The sequence below is a fragment of the Streptomyces sp. MMG1121 genome (assembly GCF_001280015.1).
Taxonomy (GTDB): domain Bacteria; phylum Actinomycetota; class Actinomycetes; order Streptomycetales; family Streptomycetaceae; genus Streptomyces.
Genome location: NZ_LGDV01000226.1, coordinates 313,606 through 335,651, shown reverse-complemented (window position 1 = coordinate 335,651; position 22,046 = coordinate 313,606). Strand labels below are relative to the sequence as shown.

The window sequence follows — 22,046 nt, the reverse complement described above, 5'->3', positions numbered from 1 at the left end:
ATCCGACGGCGCCTGCGGGCTGAACCCCGGCCCCTCCTCGGGGAGTACAGCCGGATCCGCCGTACTTCGGGCGTGGTACGAAGGGCCATGGAGATCCGCCGGGCCACCACCGTCACCGAAGTCACCGCCGCCGAGCACCTGTTCGACAATCCGGTGCGCCCCGAGTGGGCGGAGCGTTTCCTCGGCACCGCGGGACACCATCTGCTGCTGGCCTACGAAGCCGGCGGGACGGCCCCCGTCGGCTTCGTCAGCGGGGTGGAGACCGTCCACCCCGACAAGGGCACCGAGATGTTCCTGTACGAGCTGGCCGTGGCGGAGCCGTACCGGCGACGGGGCATCGGGCGGGCGCTGGTGCGGCGGCTGGCCGCGCTGGCCCGGGAGCGGGGCTGTTACGGCATGTGGGTGGGGGTCGAGGCCGGGAACGACGTCGCTCTCGCCGCCTATCGCGGTGCGGGCGGCGAGAGCGAGGAACCGTGCACGGTGGTGGTGTGGACGTTCTGAGGCGTTACGCCTGCGTGCCGTCCGGGACCGGGACGTCCTCCGGGATGGTCACCAGCCAGCGGATCTCGCGGCGCGGACGCAGATAGAAGGCCCAGTAGAGGGTCGCGACGGCCGTGATGCCGCCGGTCCACGCCAGGTACGACGGGTCCTGCTCCACGAGGATGTAGACGAGGACCGCGATCAGCAGGACCGGCATCGCGGGCCACAGCGGCATCCGCCACGCCTTCCGGGTGCCGTGCACCCCGCGCCGGGCGAGCAGCGCGGCGATCGCGACCAGCAGGTACAGACCGGTGACGGCGACTCCGGTGACGCCGTACAGCGTGTCCAGGTTGACGAAGCAGAGGAAGGCGCCGGGCACTCCGACGACGAGGGTGGCGACCCACGGGGAGCCGAACCGGCCGAGCCGGGACAGGGCGGTGTTGACCGGCGTGGGCCAGGCCTTGTCGCGGGCGGAGGCGAACAGGACGCGGGAGTTCTGGATGACCATGACGATGCCCGCGTTGATGATCGCGAGGGCGACACAGAGGCTGACGAAGGTGCCGACGGCCGAGTTGCTCCAGGCGATGACCATGCTGGAGATGTCGCCACCGGTCAGGGCCTTCAGGTCACCGGCGCCCAGGGTGATCGCCACGACCGGTACCAGGATGACGACGCTGGAGATGGCGAGGGTGGCGAGGACGGTACGGGCGACGTTGCGGCGCGGGTTCTCCAGCTCCTCCGAGAGGTAGACGGCGGTGGAGAAGCCCTGGGTGGCGAAGAGGGCGATGGCGAGCCCGGAGAGGACCATCATGGCTGTGACCGGGTTGACGTGTGCGTGCTCACCGGCGACCTGGAGGGAGCCGAGGCTGCTCACCCCGCGGTGGGAGTGGGAGAAGCCGAGGAACGCGACGACACCGGCGGCGACGACCTCCAGGACCAGGAAGATGCCGGTGATCCAGGCGTTGGCGCGCAGGTCGAGGAGGCCGGCGAGGGTGGCCGCGAGCATCACGCCGGCGCCGGTGAAGGCCGGGTCGAGGTGGATGACCGGGGCGAGGTAGTCGGCGGTGCCCATCGCGATGACCGGAGGGACGATCATCACGACGAGCAGCGACATCACGAAGGCGAGCCAGCCGGCCAGCCGCCCGGCCAGCGTGGAGACGATGGCGTACTCGCCGCCGGCGCTGGGGATGAGGGTGCCCAGCTCCGAGTAGCAGAAGGCCACGGGGATACAGAGCAGCGCGCCGATGGCGATGCACAGAGCGGTCGCGGTGCCCAGGCTGGAGAACAGGTCCGGCACGATCACGAAGAGCGTCGAGGCGGGCGTGACGCACGACAGCGTCAGCAGGGTGCCGCCGACCACGCCGATGGAACGCTTGAGCTTCTGAGAGCTGTCAGCAGCGTCCAGGACGGCTGTCTCGACAGGGCGGAGCGTGTCGGTCATGCGGCGATTCCGATCGACGTGTGCGACTGAGGGTGGGGGTCGGGAGCGCTATCGCCTCCGGCGGATCGTGGTGCGTTCGTCTGGTCCGCTCCCGGCGCTGCATAGCGAACCCCGACGAAAACCGCCGCGTCAATGGCCGTTTACCTTCGGAATCCGCACTTGCGAAGACCCTTGCGTCGCATCACATTCCTAGGCTCTGACGCCCCATTGGCGCATCCATCAAGCCTTGGTCGAATGTGACCTTGCTTTCAAAGGTCATATCCCCGTAACCCCTTCGCCACCCGTTTCGTCCACCGTGCACGAGAACCGCAGCGAACGCGTCAAAAAAATGTCAGGCCGTCCGGAATCCGGACGGCCTGACGGCAGGTTCTGGTTACTCTCAGTGGTTGCGCGGGAAGCCCAGGTCCACGCCCGCAGGGGCGTCGGCCGGGTCGGGCCAGCGCGTGGTGACGACCTTGCCGCGGGTGTAGAAGTGCGTGCCGTCGTTGCCGTAGATGTGGTGGTCGCCGAAGAGCGAGTCCTTCCAGCCACCGAAGGAGTGGTACCCCACCGGCACCGGGATCGGCACGTTCACGCCCACCATGCCGGCCTCGACCTCCAGCTGGAAGCGACGGGCCGCGCCGCCGTCCCGGGTGAAGATCGCGGTGCCGTTGCCGAAGGGGGACGCGTTGATGAGGGCCAGGCCCTCCTCGTACGTGTCCACGCGCAGCACGCACAGCACCGGGCCGAAGATCTCGTCCTGGTACGCCTTGGCGCTGGTCGGCACCTTGTCGAGCAGCGAGATACCGATCCAGTGGCCGTCCTCGAAGCCCTCGACCGTGTAGCCGGTGCCGTCGAGCACGACCTCGGCGCCCTCGGCCGCCGCGCCCTCGACGTAGGAGGCCACCTTGTCGCGGTGGACCTTGGTGATCAGCGGGCCCATCTCGCTCGCCGGGTCGTTGCCGGGGCCGATCTTGATCTTCTCGGCGCGCTCACGGATCTTGTCGACCAGCGTGTCGCCGATCGCGCCGACCGCGACGACGGCCGAGATGGCCATGCAGCGCTCGCCCGCGGAGCCGTACGCCGCCGAGACCGCCGCGTCCGCCGCCGCGTCCAGGTCGGCGTCCGGCAGGACCAGCATGTGGTTCTTGGCACCGCCCAGGGCCTGGACGCGCTTGCCGTTCGCCGAGGCCGTGGTGTGGATGTAGCGGGCGATCGGGGTCGAGCCGACGAACGACACCGCCTTCACGTCCGGGTGCTCCAGCAGGCGGTCCACGGCCACCTTGTCGCCGTGCACGACGTTGAAGACGCCGTCCGGCAGACCCGCCTCGGAGAGCAGCTCGGCGATCTTGACGGCGGCCGACGGGTCCTTCTCGCTCGGCTTCAGCACGAAGGTGTTGCCGGTCGCGATGGCGATCGGGAACATCCACATCGGGACCATCGCCGGGAAGTTGAACGGCGTGATGCCCGCGACGACACCGAGCGGCTGGCGCAGCGAGGAGACGTCGACGCGGCTGGCGACCTGCGTGGACAGCTCGCCCTTGAGCTGCACGTTGATGCCGCAGGCCAGGTCCACGATCTCCAGGCCGCGCGCGACCTCGCCGAGCGCGTCGGAGTGCACCTTGCCGTGCTCGGCGGTGATCAGCTCCGCGATGGCGTCCCGGTTGGCGTCCAGCAGCGCCCGGAACCTGAAGAGGATCGTGGTGCGCTGGGCCAGCGAGGACTGGCCCCAGGTCGCGAAGGCGTCCTTGGCCGCCGCGACGGCCGTGTCCACCTCCTCGACCGACGCGAACGCGACCTTGGTGGTGACCGCACCGGTCGCCGGGTCCGTGACCGGCCCGTACGTACCCGACGCGCCTTCGGCGGTCTTGCCGCCGATCCAGTGGTTGACGATCTTCGTCATGCCCAGAGACTCCTTATTACAGATGGCGGCGTCGGGTCGAGACGTGCCGTTCGTACAGCTCACGTGCCTTGACCGCGGACGATCGGGTCGCGGTCTCGGCCACAGGAACATCCCACCAGGCCTGCGCCGGGGGCGCGCCCGACACAGTGTCGGACGTTTCGGTCTCCACGTAGACACATGTGGGAGTGTCGGCGGCCCGCGCCTCGGCGAGCGCCTCGCGCAGGTCGCGTACGGTCTTCGCGCGCAGCACCCGCATGCCGAGGCTGGCCACGTTGGCGGCGAGGTCGAGGGGCAGCGGGGCGCCCGTGTACGTCCCCTCGTCCGTCGGGAACCGGTAGGCGGTACCGAACCGCTCCCCGCCGACCGACTCCGACAGACCGCCGATGGACGCGTACCCGTGGTTCTGCACCAGCAGGATCTTGATCGCGATGCCCTCCTGCACGGCCGTCACGATCTCCGTCGGCATCATCAGATACGTGCCGTCGCCGACCAGCGCCCACACGTTCCGCTCCGGCGCGGCGAGCTTCACGCCGAGCGCGGCCGGGATCTCGTAGCCCATGCAGGAGTAGCCGTACTCCAGGTGGTACTGGTCGCGCGAGCGTGACCGCCACAGCTTGTGCAGGTCGCCGGGGAGCGAGCCGGCCGCGTTGATGATGATGTCCGACTCGTCCACCAGGGCGTCCAGCGCCCCGATGACCTGCGGCTGGCTCGGCCGTACGTCCGTCTCGTCGGCCTCGAAGCAGGCGTCGACGCGCTGCTCCCAGCGCTCCTTGTCCTCGGTGTACTCGGTGACGTAGGCGTCGGCCACCGCGTGGCCGTGCACGACCAGCGCCTCGGTCAGCTCGCCCAGGCCGCTGCGGGCGTCCGCGATCAGCGGCAGCCCGGACAGCTTGTGGCCGTCGAAGGGGGCGATGTTGAGGTTGAGGAAGCGGACGGCCGGGTGTGCGAAGAGGGTGCCGGAGGCGGTGGTGAAGTCGGTGTACCGGGTGCCGACGCCGATCACCAGGTCCGCGGTGCGGGCCAGTTCGTCGGCGGTCGCGGTGCCGGTGTGGCCGATGCCGCCCACGTCCTGCGGGTGGTCGTGGCGCAGCGAGCCCTTGCCGGCCTGGGTGGAGGCGACCGGGATCCGGGTGGCCGACGCGAACTCCGCGAGGGCCTCCTCGGCGCGGCTGTGGTGCACTCCGCCGCCCGCGACGACCAGCGGGCGCCGCGCGGCACGGATCGCCGTGACCGCCTCGGCCAGCTCGGTCGGGTCCGCGCCCGGGCGTCGTACGGTCCACACGCGCTCGGCGAAGAACTCCTGCGGCCAGTCGTACGCCTCGGCCTGCACGTCCTGCGGCAGCGCGAGGGTGACGGCGCCCGTCTCCACCGGGTCGGTGAGGACCCGCACGGCCTGGAGCGCGGACGGGATCAGCTGCTCCGGGCGGGTGATCCGGTCGAAGTACTTCGACACCGGGCGCAGCGTGTCGTTGACCGAGACGTCGCCCGCGTACGGCAGTTCCAGCTGCTGCAGGACCGGGTCGGCGGGGCGGGTCGCGAAGACGTCGCCGGGCAGCAGCAGGACCGGGAGGTGGTTGATGGTGGCGAGGGCGGCGCCGGTGACGAGGTTCGTCGCGCCGGGGCCGATCGACGTCGTCACCGCGTGCGTGGACAGCCGGTTGGACTGGCGGGCGTAGCCGACCGCCGCGTGCACCATGGACTGCTCGTTGCGGCCCTGGTGATACGGCATCAACTCGGCGTACTCGATCAGCGCCTGGCCGAGGCCCGCGACGTTGCCGTGCCCGAAGATGCCCCAGGTCGCGCCGATCAGCCGGCGGCGCTCGCCGTCGCGCTCGGTGTACTGGGCGGCGAGGAAGCGGACGAGCGCCTGGGCGACGGTCAGCCGGGTCGTCGTCATCGGTACCCCCCTGTGGTCTCGGTGTGGTCCGGGTGGAAGCAGATCCGCCACTCCCGGGTCCGGCCCGGGCCCGACATGACGTTCAGGTAGTACATGTCGTGCCCGGGCTGGGCGATCGACGGGCCGTGCCAGCCGTCGGGGACGAGGACGGCGTCGCCGGAGCGGACCTCGGCGAGGACGTCGGATCCGCCCTCGCGGGAGGGGAACACCCGCTGATAGCCGAGACCGTTCGGGCCGTCGATCTCGAAGTAGTAGATCTCCTCCAGCTCGGACTCCTCGCCCGGCCGGTGCTCGTCGTGCTTGTGCGGCGGGTACGAGGACCAGTTGCCGCCGGGGGTGATCACCTCGACGGCGATCAGCTTGTCGCAGTCGAAGGAGTCGGCTGCGGCGAAGCCCCGCACCTGGCGGGCGCAGGTGCCGCTGCCGCGCTGCTCGACGGGTACCTCCGGCGCGGGGCCGTAGCGGGCGGGGAGTCGTCGCTCGCACTTCGCTCCTGCCAGGGCGAAGCGGCCTCCCGCGCCGGAGGCGATCTGGACCCGGGCGTCCCGGGGAACGTACGCGAAATCGGAGACGTCCGCGAACACACTCCCCCGGCCCAGGAGTTGGAACTCGTTCTCCTCGATTTGTACGGTACATCCGCCTTGCAGCGGAAGCACGATCCACTCGCTGTCGCCGGTGGTGAACGTATGGCTGCCGCCGGGCGCCAACTCGACCACGCGCAGGCTGCTGTGTGTCCAGCCGGCCAACTTGGGGTCGATGTCGACGGCGTACTGGGCGTTCGCGGTCGCGCCCCGGGGCAGATACAGGTCGGTGCTGGTCATGCGGCCCTCACAGCAGTCCTACGGCGGTGTCCACGGCGGCGGCCACGTCGCCGTCCGCCGGGTACAGCAGCGAGCGTCCGACCACCAGGCCGCGCACGGTGGGCAGTTGGAGCGCGTCGCGCCACTTCTCGTAGGCGGCGACCTGGTCCTCGGGCGAGTCGCCGATGTCGCCGCCGAGCAGCACGGCCGGCAGGGTCGAGGTCTCCATGACCCGGGCCATGTCGTCGGGGTGCTCGGTGACGGGCACCTTCAGCCAGGTGTAGGCGGAGGAGCCGCCGAGGCCTGAGGCGATGGCGATGGACCGGGTGACCGCCTCGGCGGACAGGTCGTTGCGCAGCTTCCCCTCGGGGGTGCGGCGGCTGATGAACGGCTCCACGAACACCGGCAGCCGGCGCGCGGCCATCTCGTCGACGGCGCGGGCGGTGGACTCCAGGGTGGTCAGCGAACCCGGGTCGTCGTAGTCGATGCGCAGCAGCAGCTTGCCCGCGTCGAAGCCGAGCCGCTGGATGTCCTCGGGGCGGTGCCCGGTGAAGCGGTCGTCCAGCTCGAAACTGGCGCCCTGCAGTCCGCCCCGGTTCATGGAGCCCATGACGACCTTGTGGTCGAGGGCGCCGAGCAGCAGCAGGTCGTCCAGGATGTCGGCGGTGGCGAGGACACCGTCGACGCCGGGCCGGGACAGCGCCAGGCACAGCCGTTCCAGCAGTTCTGCGCGGTTGGCCATGGCGAGCCCCCGGTCGCCGACGCCGAGCGCGCCGCGGGCCGGGTGGTCGGCGGCGACGATCATCAGCCGGCCGTTGTCCCCCAGCAGCGGGCGCCGGGCCCGGCGGACCGCGGCCTCGGCGATCGCCTCGGGGTGGTGGGTGCGGATACGGACGAGTTCGGCGACGTCGACGCGTGAGCGCCTTCCCGCGTCCCCGCCCTCGGTGTGCGTGCCCGTGACGCGGCCGGCCCTCACAGGACCGCTCCGGCCTCGAGCGCGGCGGCCACCTCGGCCGGGGTGGGCATCGCGGAGGAGCACTCCAGGCGGGAGGCGACGATGGCGCCGGCCGCGTTGGCGTGTCGCATGATCGTCTCCAGGTCCCGGCCTTCGAGCAGGCCGTCGCAGAGCGAGCCGCCGAAGGCGTCACCGGCGCCGAGGCCGTTGAGGACGTCGACCGGGAGGGGCGGCACCTCGGCCGAGTCACCCGAAGCGCTCACCGCCAGGACTCCCTTGGGTCCCTGTTTGACGACGGCGATCTCGACGCCGGCGGCCAGCAGCGCCCGGGCGGCGGCATGCGGCTCGCGCACCCCCGTCGCGACCTCCACCTCGTCCAGGTTGCCGACGGCGACCGTGGTGTGGCGCAGGGCCTCGGCGTAGAACGGGCGGGCCTCGTCCGGGTGGGTCCAGAACATGGGCCGCCAGTCGAGGTCGAAGACCGTCGTACCGGACTTGGCGCGGTGCGCGAGGGCCGCGAGCGTCGCCGTGCGGCTCGGCTCCTCGCTCAGGCCGGTGCCGGTGACCCAGAAGATGCGGGCGCCGCGGATGGCGTCGAGGTCCAGGTCGTGGGCGTCGATCTCCAGGTCGGGCGCCTTGGGCTGACGGTAGAAGTACAGCGGGAAGTCGTCCGGCGGGAAGACCTCGCAGAAGGTGACCGGGGTCGGCAGTCCCGGGACGGGGGTGACCCAGCGGTCGTCGACACCGAAACCGCGCAGCGCCTCATGCAGATAGGTGCCGAACGGGTCGTCACCGGTTCGGGTGATCACGGCGGTGTGCCGGCCGAGTCGTGCCGCGGCGACCGCGACGTTCGTCGCCGACCCGCCGAGGAACTTGCCGAAGGTCGACACCTGGGCGAGCGGGACACCGGTTTGCAGCGGGTAGAGGTCCACTCCGATCCGCCCCATGGTGATCAGGTCGTAGGCCATCGGCTTCCCTTCGTTACGGCTCTCCCCGGTTTTGTAGTCCCGTACGCCTCACCCTGTCAATGTTTTGTCCAGACATTCGGACCAGCCAAGGAAACCGCCCGGCGCGATCTGAAGCTGCCGGCCGGCACGCGGTGCGGCCGGTGTGTCACAAACACTCCACTTGTGTCACATGTGTCACATGTACGCGGGCTGTGCGTCACACCGTTCCTACAGGCGCTGTCCCCTCTCACTCTCCGTCGTTCACCGTGCGCAGGCTTGGTGATCGCCAGCGCAGCGCCCGGCTCCCCCGACGGCCGCCCCAGGCCGCCGCCGCGGCGTGCGCAGGGAGGTGCAACTCATGACCGACCGCAGGCTCTGGTCCTACAAGGAGATCGCGGCGCACATCAGGGTGCAGCCGGACACCGTACGGTCCTACCGCAAGCACGGGCTGCTGCCCCCGCCCGACCACGTGGAGGGCGGCAAGCCCTACTGGTACGCCGACACCGTCCGCGCCTGGGTCGCCTCCCGGCCCGGCAACCGCGGCCGCCGGTTCGACTGACCCCCGCCCCCGCCTCCGCCTCCGGAAAACTTCTGTGCCCCCACCGTCCGCGTGGGGCACAGTGCTCTCCATGCCGACCATGGATTTCTCCGTCAAACCCGTTCTGACCGGCGAGCGGACCGTGCTGCGCCCCTTCACCGCGGACGACGCCGAGCCGATGGGGGAGATCATCAACGACCCCGAGGTCATCCGCTTCACCTTCGATCCGACCACCGTGATCACCCTGGACCGGCTGCGCTCCCACTACGGCGCACGCGCGGCCGGACCCGACCGGCTGGACCTCGCCGTCACCGATCCCGCCACCGGCGAACTGTTCGGCGAGGTCGTCCTGTACGAGGTCGACCGGCAGGCCCGCGGCTGCACCTTTCGCACCCTGATCGGCCCACGCGGCCGGGGCCGGGGCATCGGCACCGAGGCGACCCGGCTCATCGTCGGCTACGGCTTCGAGCAACTCGGGCTGCACCGGATCGAGTTGGAGGTCTACGGCCACAACGCGCGGGCCCGGCGGGTCTACGAGAAGGTCGGGTTCGTGGTGGAGGGCGTCCGGCGGGAGGTCGCGCTGCGGGACGGTGCGTGGGCGGACGAGGTGGTCATGTCGATCCTGGACCGGGAGTGGGCCGCCCTCGGCCCCACGGCTCGATGACCGTGACCCCGGCGCCGGGCGCCGTCCCCATCGCCGCGAGCGCCTCCGGCGCCGCGTCCAGCGGGATGGTGGACGTCACCAGCAGGTCGGGACGCAGCACCCCGGAGCGGACCAGGCGGAGCATCGCGGGGTAGGTGTGGGCGGCCATGCCGTGGCTGCCGAGCAGTTCCAGCTCCAGGGCGATGGCGCGGGCCAGCGGGACGGGCGTGGTGCCGTCGGCCGAGGGCAGCAGACCGACCTGGATGTGCCGGCCACGGCGGCGCAGGCCGTTCACGGATGCCGCGCAGGTGGCCGGGGAGCCGAGGGCGTCCAGGGAGAGATGGGCCCCGCCGTCGGTCAGCTCACGGACGGCGGCGGCCGTGTCGGGCACACCGGTCGCGTCCACGCACTCCACCGCCCCGAACTTCCGCGCCAGCTCAAGGGCCCGGGGAGCGACGTCCACGGCGACCACCCGCGCTCCCGAGGCCGCCGCGACCATCACGGCCGACAGGCCGACCCCGCCGCAGCCGTGCACCGCGACCCACTCCCCCGCCGTCACCCGGCCCTGCTGCACCACCGCGCGGAAGGCGGTGGCGAAACGGCAGCCGAGGGCGGCGGCGGTGGCGTACGCCATGTCGTCCGGGATCGCCACCAGGTTGACGTCCGCGTGGTGGAGCGCCACGTACTCGGCGAAGGAGCCCCAGTGGTGGAAGCCCGGCTGGGTCTGGCGTTCGCACACCTGCTGGTCGCCCGCCGCGCAGGCCGCGCAGGTGCCGCAGGCGCAGACGAACGGCACGGTGACCCGGTCGCCGGGCCGCCAGCGCGTCACCCGGGAGCCCACCGTCTCGACGACTCCTGCGAGTTCGTGCCCGGGCACGTGCGGCAGCTCGATGTCGGGGTCGTGGCCCATCCAGCCGTGCCAGTCGCTGCGGCACAGCCCGGTGGCCTCGACCCGGACCACCACGGCGTGCTCCGCGGGCTCGGGGTCGGGGACCTCCCGCACCTCGGCGCGGGCGCCGTAGCGTTCGAGGACGACGGCTCGCATGCGCAATCCTTTCGGGAACCTACGCGAAGACTAGAGGCCCGGGGGCCGCCGCGTTGGGTGACCAGTTCCGATGCCTTGTCGCTGGTCGCACCACGCGGTGGAGCCTCATGTCGGCACGGTCCCGCGCCGCTCGGGGACGTGTCCGGCCCGCCCTCGCTCAGACCGAACCGTCCGTGAAGCCGCCGCAGCGGTGCCGGTGCCCACCAGGTCGCCCTCCCCGTGAGGCGCATGATCGCCGGGACCAGGAGGCTGCGGACGACCATCGCGTCCATCAGGACCGCCAGAGCGATACCCAGGCCGAGCGTCTTGGTGCTGGTCACCCGGGAGGTGCCGATGGCGACCATCACCACCGCGAGGATGACCGCCGCCGCGGTGATCAGCCCGCCGGTGCGCCTGAGTCCGTGCCGTACGGCCGCGTCGTGGTCGCCCGTGCGGTCGTACTCCTCCTTGATGCGGGAGAGCAGGAAGACGCCGTAGTCCATGGAGAGCCCGAAGGCCACGCAGAACATCAGCACGGGCAGGGTGGTCTCGATGGAGCCGGAGCTGGTGAAGCCGAGCGGGCCGGAGAGGTGGCCGTCCTGGAAGACCCAGACCACGGCGCCGAACATCGCCGTCAGGCTGAGGGCGTTCAGCAGCACCGCCTGGATCGGTATCAGCACACTGCCCGTCAGCAGGAACACCAGCAGCAGGGTGACGACGGCGATGAACGCGACCGCCCACGGCAGGCGCCGCGCTATGGCGTGCTTGGTGTCGACGAGGACGGCCGCCGTGCCGGTCACCTTGGTGTCGAAGGGCGCGGGCAGGGCGCGGACGTCGCCTGCCAGGCGCTGGGCGGCGTCGTCCACGGCCTCGCCCCTGGGCTGCACCGTGAAGTAGGCGGCGTCGCCCTTGACCAGCAGGCCGTCGACGCGGACCACCTCGGGCAGGGCGGCGACCCGCTGTGTGTAGGCGGCGTACTGGGCGGGGGTGGCCCGGCCCTCGGCGAGGATCTCCAGGCCGCCGCCGGGGCTGCCCGTCGATCCCGTTCGGAGACCTGGGGATAACACGTGCCCGACAACCCGCAGACGCAGCAGGAGCAGGAGCAGCCACAGAAGGAGCAGCCCCGCCGCCGCCAGGCCCGCGGCGAGCGCCGCATCGCCCAGCTGCTCGAAGCGGCCGCCCAGGTCTTCTGCACCACCGGCTACACGGCCGCCAGCACCAACGCCATCGCCCGCGAGGCCGGGGTCTCGCCGGGCACGCTCTACCAGTTCTTCCCGAACAAGGAGGCGATCGCGATCGAGCTGGGCGACCGGCTCATCCACGAGATGCGCGAGACCTACGGCACGGCACTGGCGCCCGTCGCCCCCGCCACCCCGCTGGAGGAGGCGATCGGCGCGGCCGTGGACCGGTTCATGGCGTTCAACACCGAACACCCGGTCTTCTTCGCGCTCATGCACGGCGCCGACGTCCCGGGCCGGATGACCGAGGCGCACGACCAGTTGCACGCGACCCTGATCGGCCGGATCGAGGGCCTGCTCGCCTCTCTCATGCCCGGTGCCGCCCCGGCCGACATCACGCGCACGGCCCATGTCCGCTTCGGCATCTACAAGTCCGGTCTGGAACTGGTCCTCGCCAGCGAGGGCGCCGAGCGCACGGCCTACGTCCAGGAGGTCAAGGACGTCCTGGTCCGCTACCTGGACCCGTTGACGGGCGACCGGCCCGGCCGTAGGTGACCCGAGGGAGTCACCCGGACTGCGGCACCCGGCGCATCTGCCTAGAGTGCGGATAAATCGCCCAGCAGCTGTCGAGGGGACTCCCGTGACCCACTCCCCGCCGCCCGGCACACCCAGGGCCCGCATCCCCGGCCCGCAGCAGCCCCCGCCGCCGTACCCGCGCATCCGTGCCGGACTGTGGCGGCGCTGCCTGGGCGGTGGGCTCGCCGTGTGGGCGCTGACCGCGTGGGTGGCCTACGAGACGCGCGACAGCGCGCTGCTGCCGACACTGATTCTGCTCGGCAGCTTTCTCGCGCCGGTCGCCTTCGTGCTGTGGGCGTACGAGCGGCACGGCCGTGATCTGGGCGTCAGCGCGATCCTCGGCTGCTTCCTGACCGGCGGCGCGCTCGGCGTACTGGGCACCTCACTGATGGAGTCGTACCTGCTGCGCCCCTCCCTCGGGATGTTCGCCGGCGTCGGTCTGGCCGAGGAAACGGCCAAGCTGGCCGCGCTGGCGTTCGTACTGCGGGGCAGACCGGGCATCCGCGGCATGCGCGCCGGGCTCGTGCTCGGCGCGGCCGTCGGCTTCGGCTTCGCCGCCCTGGAGAGCGCCGGGTACGCCTTCGAGGCGGCCGTCTCCACCGAGGGCGTCGATCTGCGCGCGCTGCTGGAGACGGAGATCCTGCGCGGGGTGCTCGTACCCTCCGGGCACGGCCTGTGGACCGCGATCGCCGGCGGCGCCCTGCTGTCCCGGCGCCGCCTGAACGGCCGCTTCCGTATCGCCACGCCGGTCGTCGTCACCTGCCTGGGCGTCTGCCTGCTGCACACGCTGTGGGACGCCACCAACGGCCTCGCGCTCCGGGCGACGGCCCGGCTGACCGGTGCCGGCCTGGACCGTCCGCTGTTCGCGCAGGCGTACCTCACCCGGCCGAGCGCCGCGCAGGAGCACCTGTTCACACTGTTCTCGGTCGGCGGACTGGTCCTGGTGGCGCTGGCCGGAGTCGGCTGGGTGCGGTCGCTGACGCGCCGGGACCCCTCTTTGAGAAATACCCCCTAGGGGTATAGTCTGGTGAGCATGGGGATCTCCCCGTGGCCTTGGCGGCCCCGTGGACCCCACTGGCCCCATACGCCTCGACGAGGAGTAACGACATGACCACCCACACCGACACCCCGGGTTCCGTCACCACCGTCTACAAGGTGACCGGCATGAGCTGTGGCCACTGCGAGGGTGCGATCTCCGGTGAGGTCTCCGAGATCCCCGGTGTCACCTCGGTGAAGGCCGTGGCGTCGACCGGCGAGGTGACCGTCGTCTCCGAGGCCCCGCTGGACGACGAGGCCGTGCGCGCCGCGGTGGACGAGGCCGGCTTCGAGCTGGCCGGCCGGGCCTGACCCGCCCGGTACGGCAGGGCGCGAACCCGCCCGACGGCGGGAGCGCGCGGCAACGGGTCCGGCCCGCACGGGTCCCGAAACCTTTCCCCGATCGGTCCGTACCGACCAGCTCATACTGGATCCGTACGGTCCGGTCCGATGTCTGGAGTCCGGACATGACCAGCACTACCGCAGAGACAGCCACGGCTACCGGTACGGCTTCCGAGGTCGAACTGCTCATCGGCGGGATGACCTGCGCCTCCTGCGCCGCGCGCGTGGAGAAGAAGCTCAACCGGATGGAGGGCGTCAGCGCCTCCGTCAACTTCGCCACCGAGAAGGCGAAGATCGCTTTCGGCGAGGGCGTCCGGGTCGCCGACCTGATCGCCACCGTGGAGAAGACCGGCTACACCGCCGAGGAGCCCGCACCGCCACGACCCGAGCCCGAGCCGGCCACCCCCTCCGAGGACGCCGAACAGGTCGCGCTACGACAGCGGCTGCTCGTCTCCGCACTGCTCGCGGCGCCCGTCGTCCTGCTCTCGATGATCCCGGCCCTCCAGTTCGACAACTGGCAGTGGCTCTGCCTCACGCTCGCCGCGCCCGTCGTCGTCTGGGGCGGCGCGCCCTTCCACCGGGCCGCCTGGACCAACCTCCGGCACGGCGCCGCCACCATGGACACCCTGGTCTCGGTCGGCACGCTGGCCGCGTTCGGCTGGTCGCTGTGGGCGCTGTTCTTCGGCGACGCCGGCATGCCCGGTATGCACGACGAGTTCCGCTTCACCGTCGCGCGCATGGACGGCGCCTCGACCATCTATCTGGAGGTCGCCTCCGGAGTCGTCGCGCTGATCCTGCTCGGCCGCTCTTTGGAGGCCCGCTCCAAGCGCCGCGCCGGGGCCGCCCTGAAGGCCCTCATGGAACTGGGCGCCAAGGACGTGGCGATCCTGCGGGACGGGCGCGAGGTGCGCATACCCGTGGCGTCCCTGGCCGTCGGCGACCGGTTCGTCGTACGGCCCGGCGAGAAGATCGCCACCGACGGCACCGTGGCCGAGGGCGTCTCCGCCGTGGACGCGTCCATGCTGACCGGCGAGTCGGTGCCGGTGGAGGTGGGCCCCGGCGACCAGGTCACCGGGGCCACGGTCAACGCGGCCGGCCGGCTGGTCGTCGAGGCCACCCGGGTCGGCGCGGACACCCAGCTCGCGCGGATGGCGAAGCTCGTGGAGGACGCGCAGAACGGCAAGGCCGAGGTGCAGCGGCTCGCCGACCGCGTCTCCGCCGTCTTCGTGCCCGTCGTCATCCTCATCGCCCTCGCCACGTTCGGCGTCTGGCTGGGCGTGACCGGGGACGCGGTCGCCGCGTTCACCGCGGCCGTCGCCGTCCTGATCATCGCCTGCCCCTGCGCGCTGGGCCTCGCCACACCGACCGCGCTGATGGTCGGCACCGGCCGCGGCGCCCAGCTCGGCATCCTCATCAAGGGCCCCGAGGTGCTGGAGTCCACGCGCCGCGTCGACACGATCGTCCTCGACAAGACCGGCACCGTCACCACCGGCCGGATGACGCTCCAGGCGGTGTACGTCGCCGACGGCGAGGACGAGAAGGAACTGCTGCGGCTCGCCGGTGCCCTGGAGCACGCCTCCGAGCACCCGGTCGCCCGCGCCGTCGCCGCCGGCGCCGAGGAACGCGCCGGGACGCTGCCGCAGGTCGAACACTTCGAGAACGTCCCCGGGCGGGGCGTACGCGGGCGCGTGAACGGCCGTGAGGTGGCCGTGGGGCGGCTGTACGACGCGCTGCCGCAGGAGTTGACCCGCGCGGTCCGCGAGGCCGAGCAGCAGGGCCGTACGGCCGTGGTGGCCGGCTGGGAGGGGCGGGCGCGCGGCGTCCTCGCCGTCGCCGACGCGGTCAAGGAGACCAGCGCCGAGGCAGTACACGGGCTGCGCGCCCTCGGGCTCACCCCGGTGCTGCTCACCGGCGACAACCGGACGGTCGCCGAGGCGGTCGCGAAGACGGTCGGCATCGACGCCGGGGACGTGTACGCCGAGGTGCTCCCCGAGGGCAAGGTGGACGTCGTACGGCGACTGCGGGCCGAGGGGCGTGCCGTGGCGATGGTCGGCGACGGCGTCAACGACGCGGCCGCGCTGGCCACCGCCGATCTGGGCCTCGCGATGGGCACCGGCACGGACGCGGCGATCGAGGCGAGCGATCTGACGCTGGTGCGCGGGGACCTGCGCGTGGCGGCGGACGCCATCCGGCTGTCCCGGCGGACGCTGGCCACCATCAAGGGAAACCTGGTGTGGGCCTTCGGCTACAACGTGGCCGCGCTGCCGCTGGCCGCCGCCGGGCTGCTCAACCCCATGATCGCGGGCGCGGCGATGGCCTTCTCCTCGGTGTTCGTGGTGACGAACAGTCTGCGGCTGCGGCGCTTCCGCTGAAGTCCCCCGGGGTTACCGGCGGTTCGGCACGGTCGAAGTAGGAGACCCTCTAGAGTCGGACGCACGCCTCACATAAGCTCTTCACAAGGCTCGCGCATCTTCCTTACGCTTGGGTCCCGATCGCCGTATCGGGGCTCTTGCGTACCTAAAGGACATATGCAAGAGACGCAGATCACAGTGATGTGAACGTAACCATCGAAGGGGTTCGAAGGTCTAAGTTGGCGATGTCGGTACGGCGTCTTGGGGGGCGTCAGCCGGCATCTGGGGATGTCTTGGGGGACTTCCTCAGAGATGCGTTGCCGGGGCACGTACACCGGGGAGCTTTGAGCGGCCCTCCCAGCGTGCGATGTCCCGGCAGATCGCACCGCATCACTGGAGTGGGACGAGTTTTGCTCGTTCTGCTCACAAGGCAGCGATTCAGGCGCTGTCCTCTCCGAGCGCCCGGCCGGATCCCGTGGGGGGAATCCGCACCGGGACATGGGAAGGCGCCCTGACCGTCGGCCCGTGGGGGGACCGGCGGCAGGGCGCCTTCCGCTTTTTACGGCTGTTTCAGGGCCCACCCGGTCGAAGGCGGGCCCTGCCACTCAGTGCGCTCAGCGCTCCTCGACCGGGACGAAGTCGCGCTCGACGACGCCCGTGTAGATCTGGCGCGGGCGGCCGATGCGGGAACCCGGCTCCTTGATCATCTCGGTCCACTGGGCGATCCAGCCCGGCAGCCGGCCGAGGGCGAACAGGACCGTGAACATCTCGGTCGGGAAGCCCATGGCCCGGTAGATCAGACCGGTGTAGAAGTCCACGTTCGGGTAGAGCTTGCGCTCCACGAAGTAGTCGTCGGAGAGGGCGTGCTCCTCCAGCTTCAGGGCGATGTCGAGGAGCTCGTCCTCCTTGCCCAGCGCGGAGAGCACGTCGTGCGCGGCGGCCTTGATGATCTTGGCGCGCGGGTCGAAGTTCTTGTAGACCCGGTGGCCGAAGCCCATCAGGCGGACGCCGTCCTCCTTGTTCTTCACCTTGCGGATGAAGGTGTCGACGTCGGAGCCGGAGTCGCGGATGCCCTCGAGCATCTCCAGCACGGACTGGTTGGCGCCACCGTGCAGCGGACCCCACAGGGCGCTGATGCCGGCCGAGATCGACGCGAACATGTTGGCCTGGGACGAACCCACCAGGCGGACCGTCGACGTCGAACAGTTCTGCTCGTGGTCCGCGTGCAGGATCAGCAGCTTGTCGAGCGCGGCGACGACGACCGGGTCGAGGTCGAACTCCTGCGCCGGGACGGAGAAGGTCATCCGCAGGAAGTTCTCGACGTAGCCGAGGTCGTTGCGCGGGTAGACGAACGGGTGGCCGATCGACTTCTTGTACGCGTACGCCGCGATCGTCGGAAGCTTCGCGAGCAGCCGGATCGTGGAGAGGTCGCGCTGCTTCTCGTCGTGCGGGTTGTGGCTGTCCTGGTAGAAGGTGGACAGCGCCGAGACGACCGAGGACAGCATGGCCATCGGGTGGGCGTCGCGCGGGAAGCCCTTGTAGAAGTTCTTCACGTCCTCGTGCAGCAGCGTGTGCCGCGTGATGTCGTTCTGGAACGTCGTCAGCTCGTCGACGGTGGGCAGCTCGCCGTTGATCAGCAGGTACGCCACCTCGAGGAAGGTGGAGCGCTCGGCCAGCTGCTCGATGGGGTAGCCGCGGTAGCGGAGGATGCCCGCCTCGCCGTCGAGGTAGGTGACAGCGGATTTATAGGCGGCCGTGTTGCCGTACCCGCTGTCCAGAGTCACCAGACCGGTCTGGGCGCGGAGCTTCCCGATGTCGAAGCCCTTGTCGCCGACGGTGCTGTCGACCACCGGGTAGGTGTACTCGCCGTCGCCGTACCGCAGTACTACAGAGTTGTCGCTCACGTCATCCCTCACCGACGTTGTGCCTCTTCTTCGAGGTGCCCTGACTGTCTCTACCATCCCCCATTTGGCGCAGGAGAGTGCACTCGGGGTCGACCATTGGGCCTATTGGCGGCACTCAGTGCCGCCAACTTACTCATCCTGCCCCCTTTGACCGACATCTGGAAGGGCTCTGTGACCTTCACGACTCGTTTGATCGATCATTTTTTGCGCTGCCCGTCCGGCAGGTGACGCCAGCCTGAAATCGAGGGCCGTGCACCGTCGTCCGGCGGACACCGTGCGCACCGCCTGCCCGATCGCCTTGCGCGAACCGACCAGGACCACGAGCCGTTTGGCCCGGGTGACCGCCGTGTAGAGGAGGTTCCGCTGGAGCATCATCCATGCTCCGGTCGTGACGGGAATCACCACGGCGGGATATTCACTCCCCTGCGAGCGGTGAATGGTCACCGCGTACGCGTGTGCCAGTTCGTCCAGTTCGTCGAATTCGTACGGAACCTCCTCGTCCTCGTCCGTCAGTACCGTGAGCCGCTGGTCGACCGGATCGAGCGAGGTCACGACGCCCACGGTGCCGTTGAAGACACCGTTCTGCCCTTTCTCGTAATTGTTCCTAATCTGGGTGACTTTGTCGCCGACCCGGAACACCCGCCCGCCGAATCGCTTCTCGGGCAGATCGGGCCGGCCGGGCGTGATGGCCTGCTGGAGCAGCCCGTTGAGCGCGCCGGCCCCGGCGGGCCCCCGGTGCATCGGCGCGAGGACCTGAATGTCCCGACGCGGATCGAGCCCGAACTTGGCCGGAATTCGCCGCGCGGCCACGTCCACGGTGAGCCGCCCGGCCTCCTCGGTGTCGTCCTCCACGAAGAGGAAGAAGTCCCCCAGCCCGTCGGTGAGCGGATGCTGCCCGGCGTTGATGCGGTGCGCGTTGGTGACGACGCCGGACTGCTGGGCCTGCCGGAAGACGCGGGTGAGCCGGACGGCGGGGACGGGGCTGCCGTCGGCGAGCAGGTCGCGCAGCACCTCGCCCGCGCCGACGCTGGGCAACTGGTCGACGTCGCCCACAAAGAGGATGTGGGCGCCCGGGGGCACCGCCTTGACCAGTTTGTTGGCGAGGAGCAGGTCGAGCATGGAGGCCTCGTCGACCACGACCAGGTCGGCGTCGAGCGGCCGGTCCCGGTCGTAGGCGGCGTCCCCGCCGGGCTTCAGCTCCAGCAGCCGGTGCACGGTGGAGGCCTCGGCGCCGGTCAGCTCGGCCAGCCGCTTGGCGGCCCGCCCGGTCGGCGCGGCGAGCAGCACCTTGGCCCGCTTGGCGCGGGCCAGCTCCACGATCGAGCGGACCGTGAAGGACTTGCCGCAGCCGGGGCCGCCGGTGAGGACGGCGACCTTCTCGCTGAGCGCGAGCCTGACGGCGGCTTCCTGCTCGGGGGCGAGGTCGGCACCGGTACGGGACTTCAGCCAACCGAGGGCTTTGCCCCAGTCGACGTCCCGGAAGCCCGGCATCCGGTCCTGGTCCGTGCGCAGGAGGCGGAGGAGCTGGGCGGAGAGGGAGAGTTCGGCGCGGTGGAAGGGGACGAGGTAGACGGCGGTGACGGGTTCGGACGCGTCACCCTCCGGCCCGGGCACCTTCTCCCGTACGACACCCGGTTCCTCGCCGTCCTCCCCCGGCTGGGCCAGCTCGGCGAGGCACTCGATGACGAGTCCGGTGTCTACCTGGAGCAGCTTGACCGCGTCGGCGATCAGCCGCTCCTCGGGCAGGAAGCAGTTGCCCTGGTCGGTGGCCTGCGACAGCGCGTACTGCAGACCGGCTTTCACCCGCTCCGGACTGTCGTGCGGAATGCCCACGGACTGGGCGATCTTGTCGGCGGTCAGAAAGCCGATGCCCCAGACGTCGGAGGCCAGCCGATAGGGATGGTTCTTGACGACGGAGATCGACGCGTCGCCGTACTTCTTGTAGATCCGCACGGCGATGGAGGTGGACACCTCGACGGTCTGGAGGAAGAGCATGACCTCCTTGATCGCCTTCTGCTCCTCCCAGGCGTCGGCGATCTTCTTCGTCCGCTTCGGCCCGAGTCCGGGCACCTCGATGAGCCGCTTGGGCTCCTCCTCGATGATCTGGAGGGTGTCGAGCCCGAAGTGCTGCGTGATGCGGTCGGCGAAGACGGGTCCGATGCCTTTGACCAGGCCGGAGCCGAGGTAACGCCGGATGCCCTGGACGGTGGCGGGCAGGAGGGTCGTGTAGTTCTCGACGTGGAACTGCTTGCCGTACTGGGCGTGCGAGCCCCACCGGCCCTCCATCCGCAGCGACTCCCCGACCTGGGCACCGAGCAGCGCACCGACGACCGTGAGGAGGTCCGCGGCGCCTCTTCCGGTGTCGACCCGGGCGACCGTGTAGCCGTTCTCCTCGTTGGCGTACGTGATCCGCTCCAGCACACCTTCGAGCACGGCGAGCCGACGCTCGGTCGTGGGGTTCCCCGCCTGTTGAGTCACGCCTTCGACGGTACCGGTGAGGTGTGACAGCGGGTCACCCCTTCGCCTTCAGGGCTTCGAGGAAGACGGCGAAGGCGGGGGCGGGGAAGGTGAGGGCGGCTCGGGCGGGGGTCTTGGTCCGGCTTGGGCAAGGGGCTGACGCGGGCGTTACAGCGGGTACTGCACGTGCTCTTCCCCGAACCGCGCGAGATCGCCGCACTGAACGTGGACCTCACGGAAATCGAACCGGTCGAGCGGCGTGTGGACACGTTGTTGCGGGCGGAGACGGGCGAGGGGACCTATCTCCTCGTGGTCGAGTCACAGGGGAAGGTGGACGAGCGCAAGCGGGGCAGTTGGCCGTACTACCTGTCGTACCTCTTCGAGAAGTACCGCTGCGAGCCCGTGCTCATCGTCATCACCCAGAGCAGCAGCACCGCGCACTGGGCCTCGCGCCCGATCCGGCTCGGTTTCCCCGGCTGGGAGTCGCTGACCGTACGGCCCCTCGTGCTCGGCCCGGACAACGTGCCCGTGATCGCGGACGAACGGCAGGCCGAGAAGGACGTACCCCTTGCGGTGCTCTCGGCCATGACACACGGGCGCGGACCGCAGGCCCCGGCCATACTGGAATCCCTGGCCGCCGCCCTGCGGACCATTGACCCCGACAGCGCCGCAGTCTTCGTGCAGTTCGTCGACTCCTGCCTGACCGCCCCTCAGGCGAAGCAGATGTGGAGGGACCTCATGACGGCAATCCAGTACTTCTGGCGACACCCGCTCGCCGAGCAGGTACGCGAAGAAGGACGAGAGCAGGGGCTGGAGCAGGGGCGGCTTGAGGCCAAGGCCGAGATGGTGCTCCACGTGCTGGAATGGCGCGGTGTCCCCGTCCCCGACGCCGTCCGGGAGCGGGTCAGCACCTGCACCGACCTCGACCAGCTCGAAGTCTGGGCCCAGCGAGCCGTACACGCCACGGACGCGGAGGAGCTGTTCGCCGAGAAATGAGGGACAGACGGCGGCGGCCCCGGGGAGCCCGGGGCCGCCGCCGTCATGTGGGGCTCAGGAGTCTTCGATGGTGATGAAGGGGTCCCACTGGAAGTACCCCTTCAACTGCCGGTGGCGGTCGAGGATCTGGAAGTAGAAGTGGTACACGACCTTGCCGACGCTCTTGACGGTCGTGCGCCAGTAGTGGTCCTGGTACCTCTGCGTCACGAAGTCCGGGCTGCCCTCGCTCCCCTCCTTCGGGACCGGATAGACGCCGTCGACCACCTCGATCTCCGGCGTCCTGATGAGCGTGTGGTCGCGGTCGCTGCTCACGTACCGGTACAGCAGCGCCTTGTAGTCACTGCCGAGGGAGAGGGTGGTCTCCCGCCAGCGGATGGTGTCCCCGGGTTCGGCCCGGAGGTTCAGCTCCGCGCCCGACGTGCCGACGATGTGGTCGTGGCGCGTCGTCATGTAGATGAGGCTCTGGTCGGCGTAGGTCGGTGCGTCCGGGTTCCTCGACGCGTTCGGGTTCTGCTCGACGATCGTCGCCGCGTCGAACGAGATCAGTACGTTCAGGTCGGCCATTTCCTTACCCCTTCGGTGACGAATCTTTTCGGTTAC

At 70.5% G+C, this 22,046-nt stretch carries 18 protein-coding genes and 1 pseudogene; 8 read left to right on the top strand and 11 right to left on the bottom strand.

Features of this window, described 5'->3' with window-relative positions:
• Positions 1–87 precede the first annotated feature (87 nt).
• Entirely contained in the window at positions 88–501 is a 414-nt protein-coding gene (locus ADK64_RS34660; protein WP_053665710.1) for a GNAT family N-acetyltransferase, read from the top strand.
• Between the two features lie 4 nt (positions 502–505).
• Here ADK64_RS34660 and ADK64_RS34655 read toward each other — a convergent pair whose 3' ends face one another.
• From ADK64_RS34655 to iolC, 6 genes are all read right to left on the bottom strand, one after another.
• On the bottom strand, positions 506–1,921 hold the full coding sequence (locus tag ADK64_RS34655) for an APC family permease (RefSeq protein WP_053665708.1): 1,416 nt from the start codon (positions 1,919–1,921) through the stop codon (positions 506–508).
• A gap of 379 nt (positions 1,922–2,300) precedes the next feature.
• Positions 2,301–3,803 carry a CoA-acylating methylmalonate-semialdehyde dehydrogenase gene (mmsA, locus tag ADK64_RS34650; protein WP_053665706.1) on the bottom strand — a complete coding sequence of 501 codons (1,503 nt, stop codon included), beginning with the start codon at positions 3,801–3,803 and terminating at the stop codon, positions 2,301–2,303.
• A 16-nt stretch (positions 3,804–3,819) separates the two neighbouring features.
• Complete coding sequence (iolD, locus tag ADK64_RS34645; protein ID WP_053665704.1) at positions 3,820–5,700, bottom strand: 3D-(3,5/4)-trihydroxycyclohexane-1,2-dione acylhydrolase (decyclizing); 1,881 nt, start codon at positions 5,698–5,700, stop codon at positions 3,820–3,822.
• Positions 5,697–6,521, bottom strand: coding sequence for a 5-deoxy-glucuronate isomerase (gene iolB / locus ADK64_RS34640; protein ID WP_053665702.1), 825 nt, complete (start codon positions 6,519–6,521; stop codon positions 5,697–5,699). The genes iolD and iolB overlap by 4 nt, the downstream gene beginning before the upstream one ends.
• Positions 6,522–6,528: 7 nt before the next feature.
• Positions 6,529–7,389 (bottom strand): Cgl0159 family (beta/alpha)8-fold protein, encoded by an 861-nt coding sequence (locus ADK64_RS34635; protein WP_053665833.1) that lies wholly within the window; start codon positions 7,387–7,389, stop codon positions 6,529–6,531.
• 83 nt (positions 7,390–7,472) lie between these two features.
• Positions 7,473–8,423 carry a 5-dehydro-2-deoxygluconokinase gene (iolC, locus tag ADK64_RS34630; RefSeq protein WP_053665700.1) on the bottom strand — a complete coding sequence of 317 codons (951 nt, stop codon included), beginning with the start codon at positions 8,421–8,423 and terminating at the stop codon, positions 7,473–7,475.
• A gap of 337 nt (positions 8,424–8,760) precedes the next feature.
• Between iolC and ADK64_RS34625 the strand changes: the two genes are divergently transcribed.
• Complete coding sequence (locus tag ADK64_RS34625) at positions 8,761–8,961, top strand: helix-turn-helix transcriptional regulator (protein ID WP_053665698.1); 201 nt, start codon at positions 8,761–8,763, stop codon at positions 8,959–8,961.
• 70 nt (positions 8,962–9,031) lie between these two features.
• Positions 9,032–9,604: a GNAT family N-acetyltransferase gene (locus tag ADK64_RS34620; RefSeq protein WP_053665832.1), complete on the top strand. Its 573-nt coding sequence runs from the start codon at positions 9,032–9,034 to the stop codon at positions 9,602–9,604.
• On the opposite strand, the gene ADK64_RS34615 is transcribed toward ADK64_RS34620, so the two are convergent.
• Together ADK64_RS34615 and ADK64_RS34610 are read right to left on the bottom strand one after the other, a co-directional pair.
• Positions 9,552–10,628 carry a zinc-dependent alcohol dehydrogenase family protein gene (locus ADK64_RS34615; protein ID WP_053665696.1) on the bottom strand — a complete coding sequence of 359 codons (1,077 nt, stop codon included), beginning with the start codon at positions 10,626–10,628 and terminating at the stop codon, positions 9,552–9,554. The genes ADK64_RS34620 and ADK64_RS34615 overlap by 53 nt on opposite strands.
• Positions 10,629–10,741: 113 nt before the next feature.
• A pseudogene (locus ADK64_RS34610) lies at positions 10,742–11,650 on the bottom strand (MMPL family transporter); the annotation flags it as partial.
• 24 nt (positions 11,651–11,674) lie between these two features.
• On the opposite strand from ADK64_RS34610, the gene ADK64_RS34605 reads away from it, so the two are divergent.
• From ADK64_RS34605 to ADK64_RS34590, 4 genes are all read left to right on the top strand, one after another.
• Positions 11,675–12,340 carry a TetR/AcrR family transcriptional regulator gene (locus tag ADK64_RS34605; protein WP_053665695.1) on the top strand — a complete coding sequence of 222 codons (666 nt, stop codon included), beginning with the start codon at positions 11,675–11,677 and terminating at the stop codon, positions 12,338–12,340.
• 85 nt (positions 12,341–12,425) lie between these two features.
• Positions 12,426–13,376, top strand: coding sequence for a PrsW family intramembrane metalloprotease (locus ADK64_RS34600; protein WP_053665693.1), 951 nt, complete (start codon positions 12,426–12,428; stop codon positions 13,374–13,376).
• Between the two features lie 92 nt (positions 13,377–13,468).
• Positions 13,469–13,708 carry a heavy-metal-associated domain-containing protein gene (locus tag ADK64_RS34595; protein WP_053665692.1) on the top strand — a complete coding sequence of 80 codons (240 nt, stop codon included), beginning with the start codon at positions 13,469–13,471 and terminating at the stop codon, positions 13,706–13,708.
• A 155-nt stretch (positions 13,709–13,863) separates the two neighbouring features.
• A complete protein-coding gene (locus tag ADK64_RS34590) occupies positions 13,864–16,110 on the top strand; it encodes a heavy metal translocating P-type ATPase (protein ID WP_053665690.1) in 2,247 nt (748 codons plus the stop codon).
• 593 nt (positions 16,111–16,703) lie between these two features.
• Here ADK64_RS34590 and ADK64_RS34585 read toward each other — a convergent pair.
• Both ADK64_RS34585 and ADK64_RS34580 read right to left on the bottom strand, forming a co-directional pair.
• Complete coding sequence (locus tag ADK64_RS34585) at positions 16,704–17,993, bottom strand: citrate synthase (RefSeq protein ID WP_053665687.1); 1,290 nt, start codon at positions 17,991–17,993, stop codon at positions 16,704–16,706.
• A gap of 129 nt (positions 17,994–18,122) precedes the next feature.
• Entirely contained in the window at positions 18,123–20,471 is a 2,349-nt protein-coding gene (locus tag ADK64_RS34580; RefSeq protein WP_199829786.1) for an ATP-dependent RecD-like DNA helicase, read from the bottom strand.
• Between the two features lie 165 nt (positions 20,472–20,636).
• Here ADK64_RS34580 and ADK64_RS34575 point away from each other — a divergent pair, with 165 nt between their 5' ends.
• Positions 20,637–21,446, top strand: a complete 810-nt coding sequence (locus ADK64_RS34575) for a hypothetical protein (protein ID WP_324614476.1) — start codon at positions 20,637–20,639, stop codon at positions 21,444–21,446.
• A gap of 54 nt (positions 21,447–21,500) precedes the next feature.
• Here ADK64_RS34575 and ADK64_RS34570 read toward each other — a convergent pair whose 3' ends face one another.
• Positions 21,501–22,010 carry an inclusion body family protein gene (locus ADK64_RS34570; protein WP_053665683.1) on the bottom strand — a complete coding sequence of 170 codons (510 nt, stop codon included), beginning with the start codon at positions 22,008–22,010 and terminating at the stop codon, positions 21,501–21,503.
• Between the last annotated feature and the right edge of the window lie 36 nt (positions 22,011–22,046).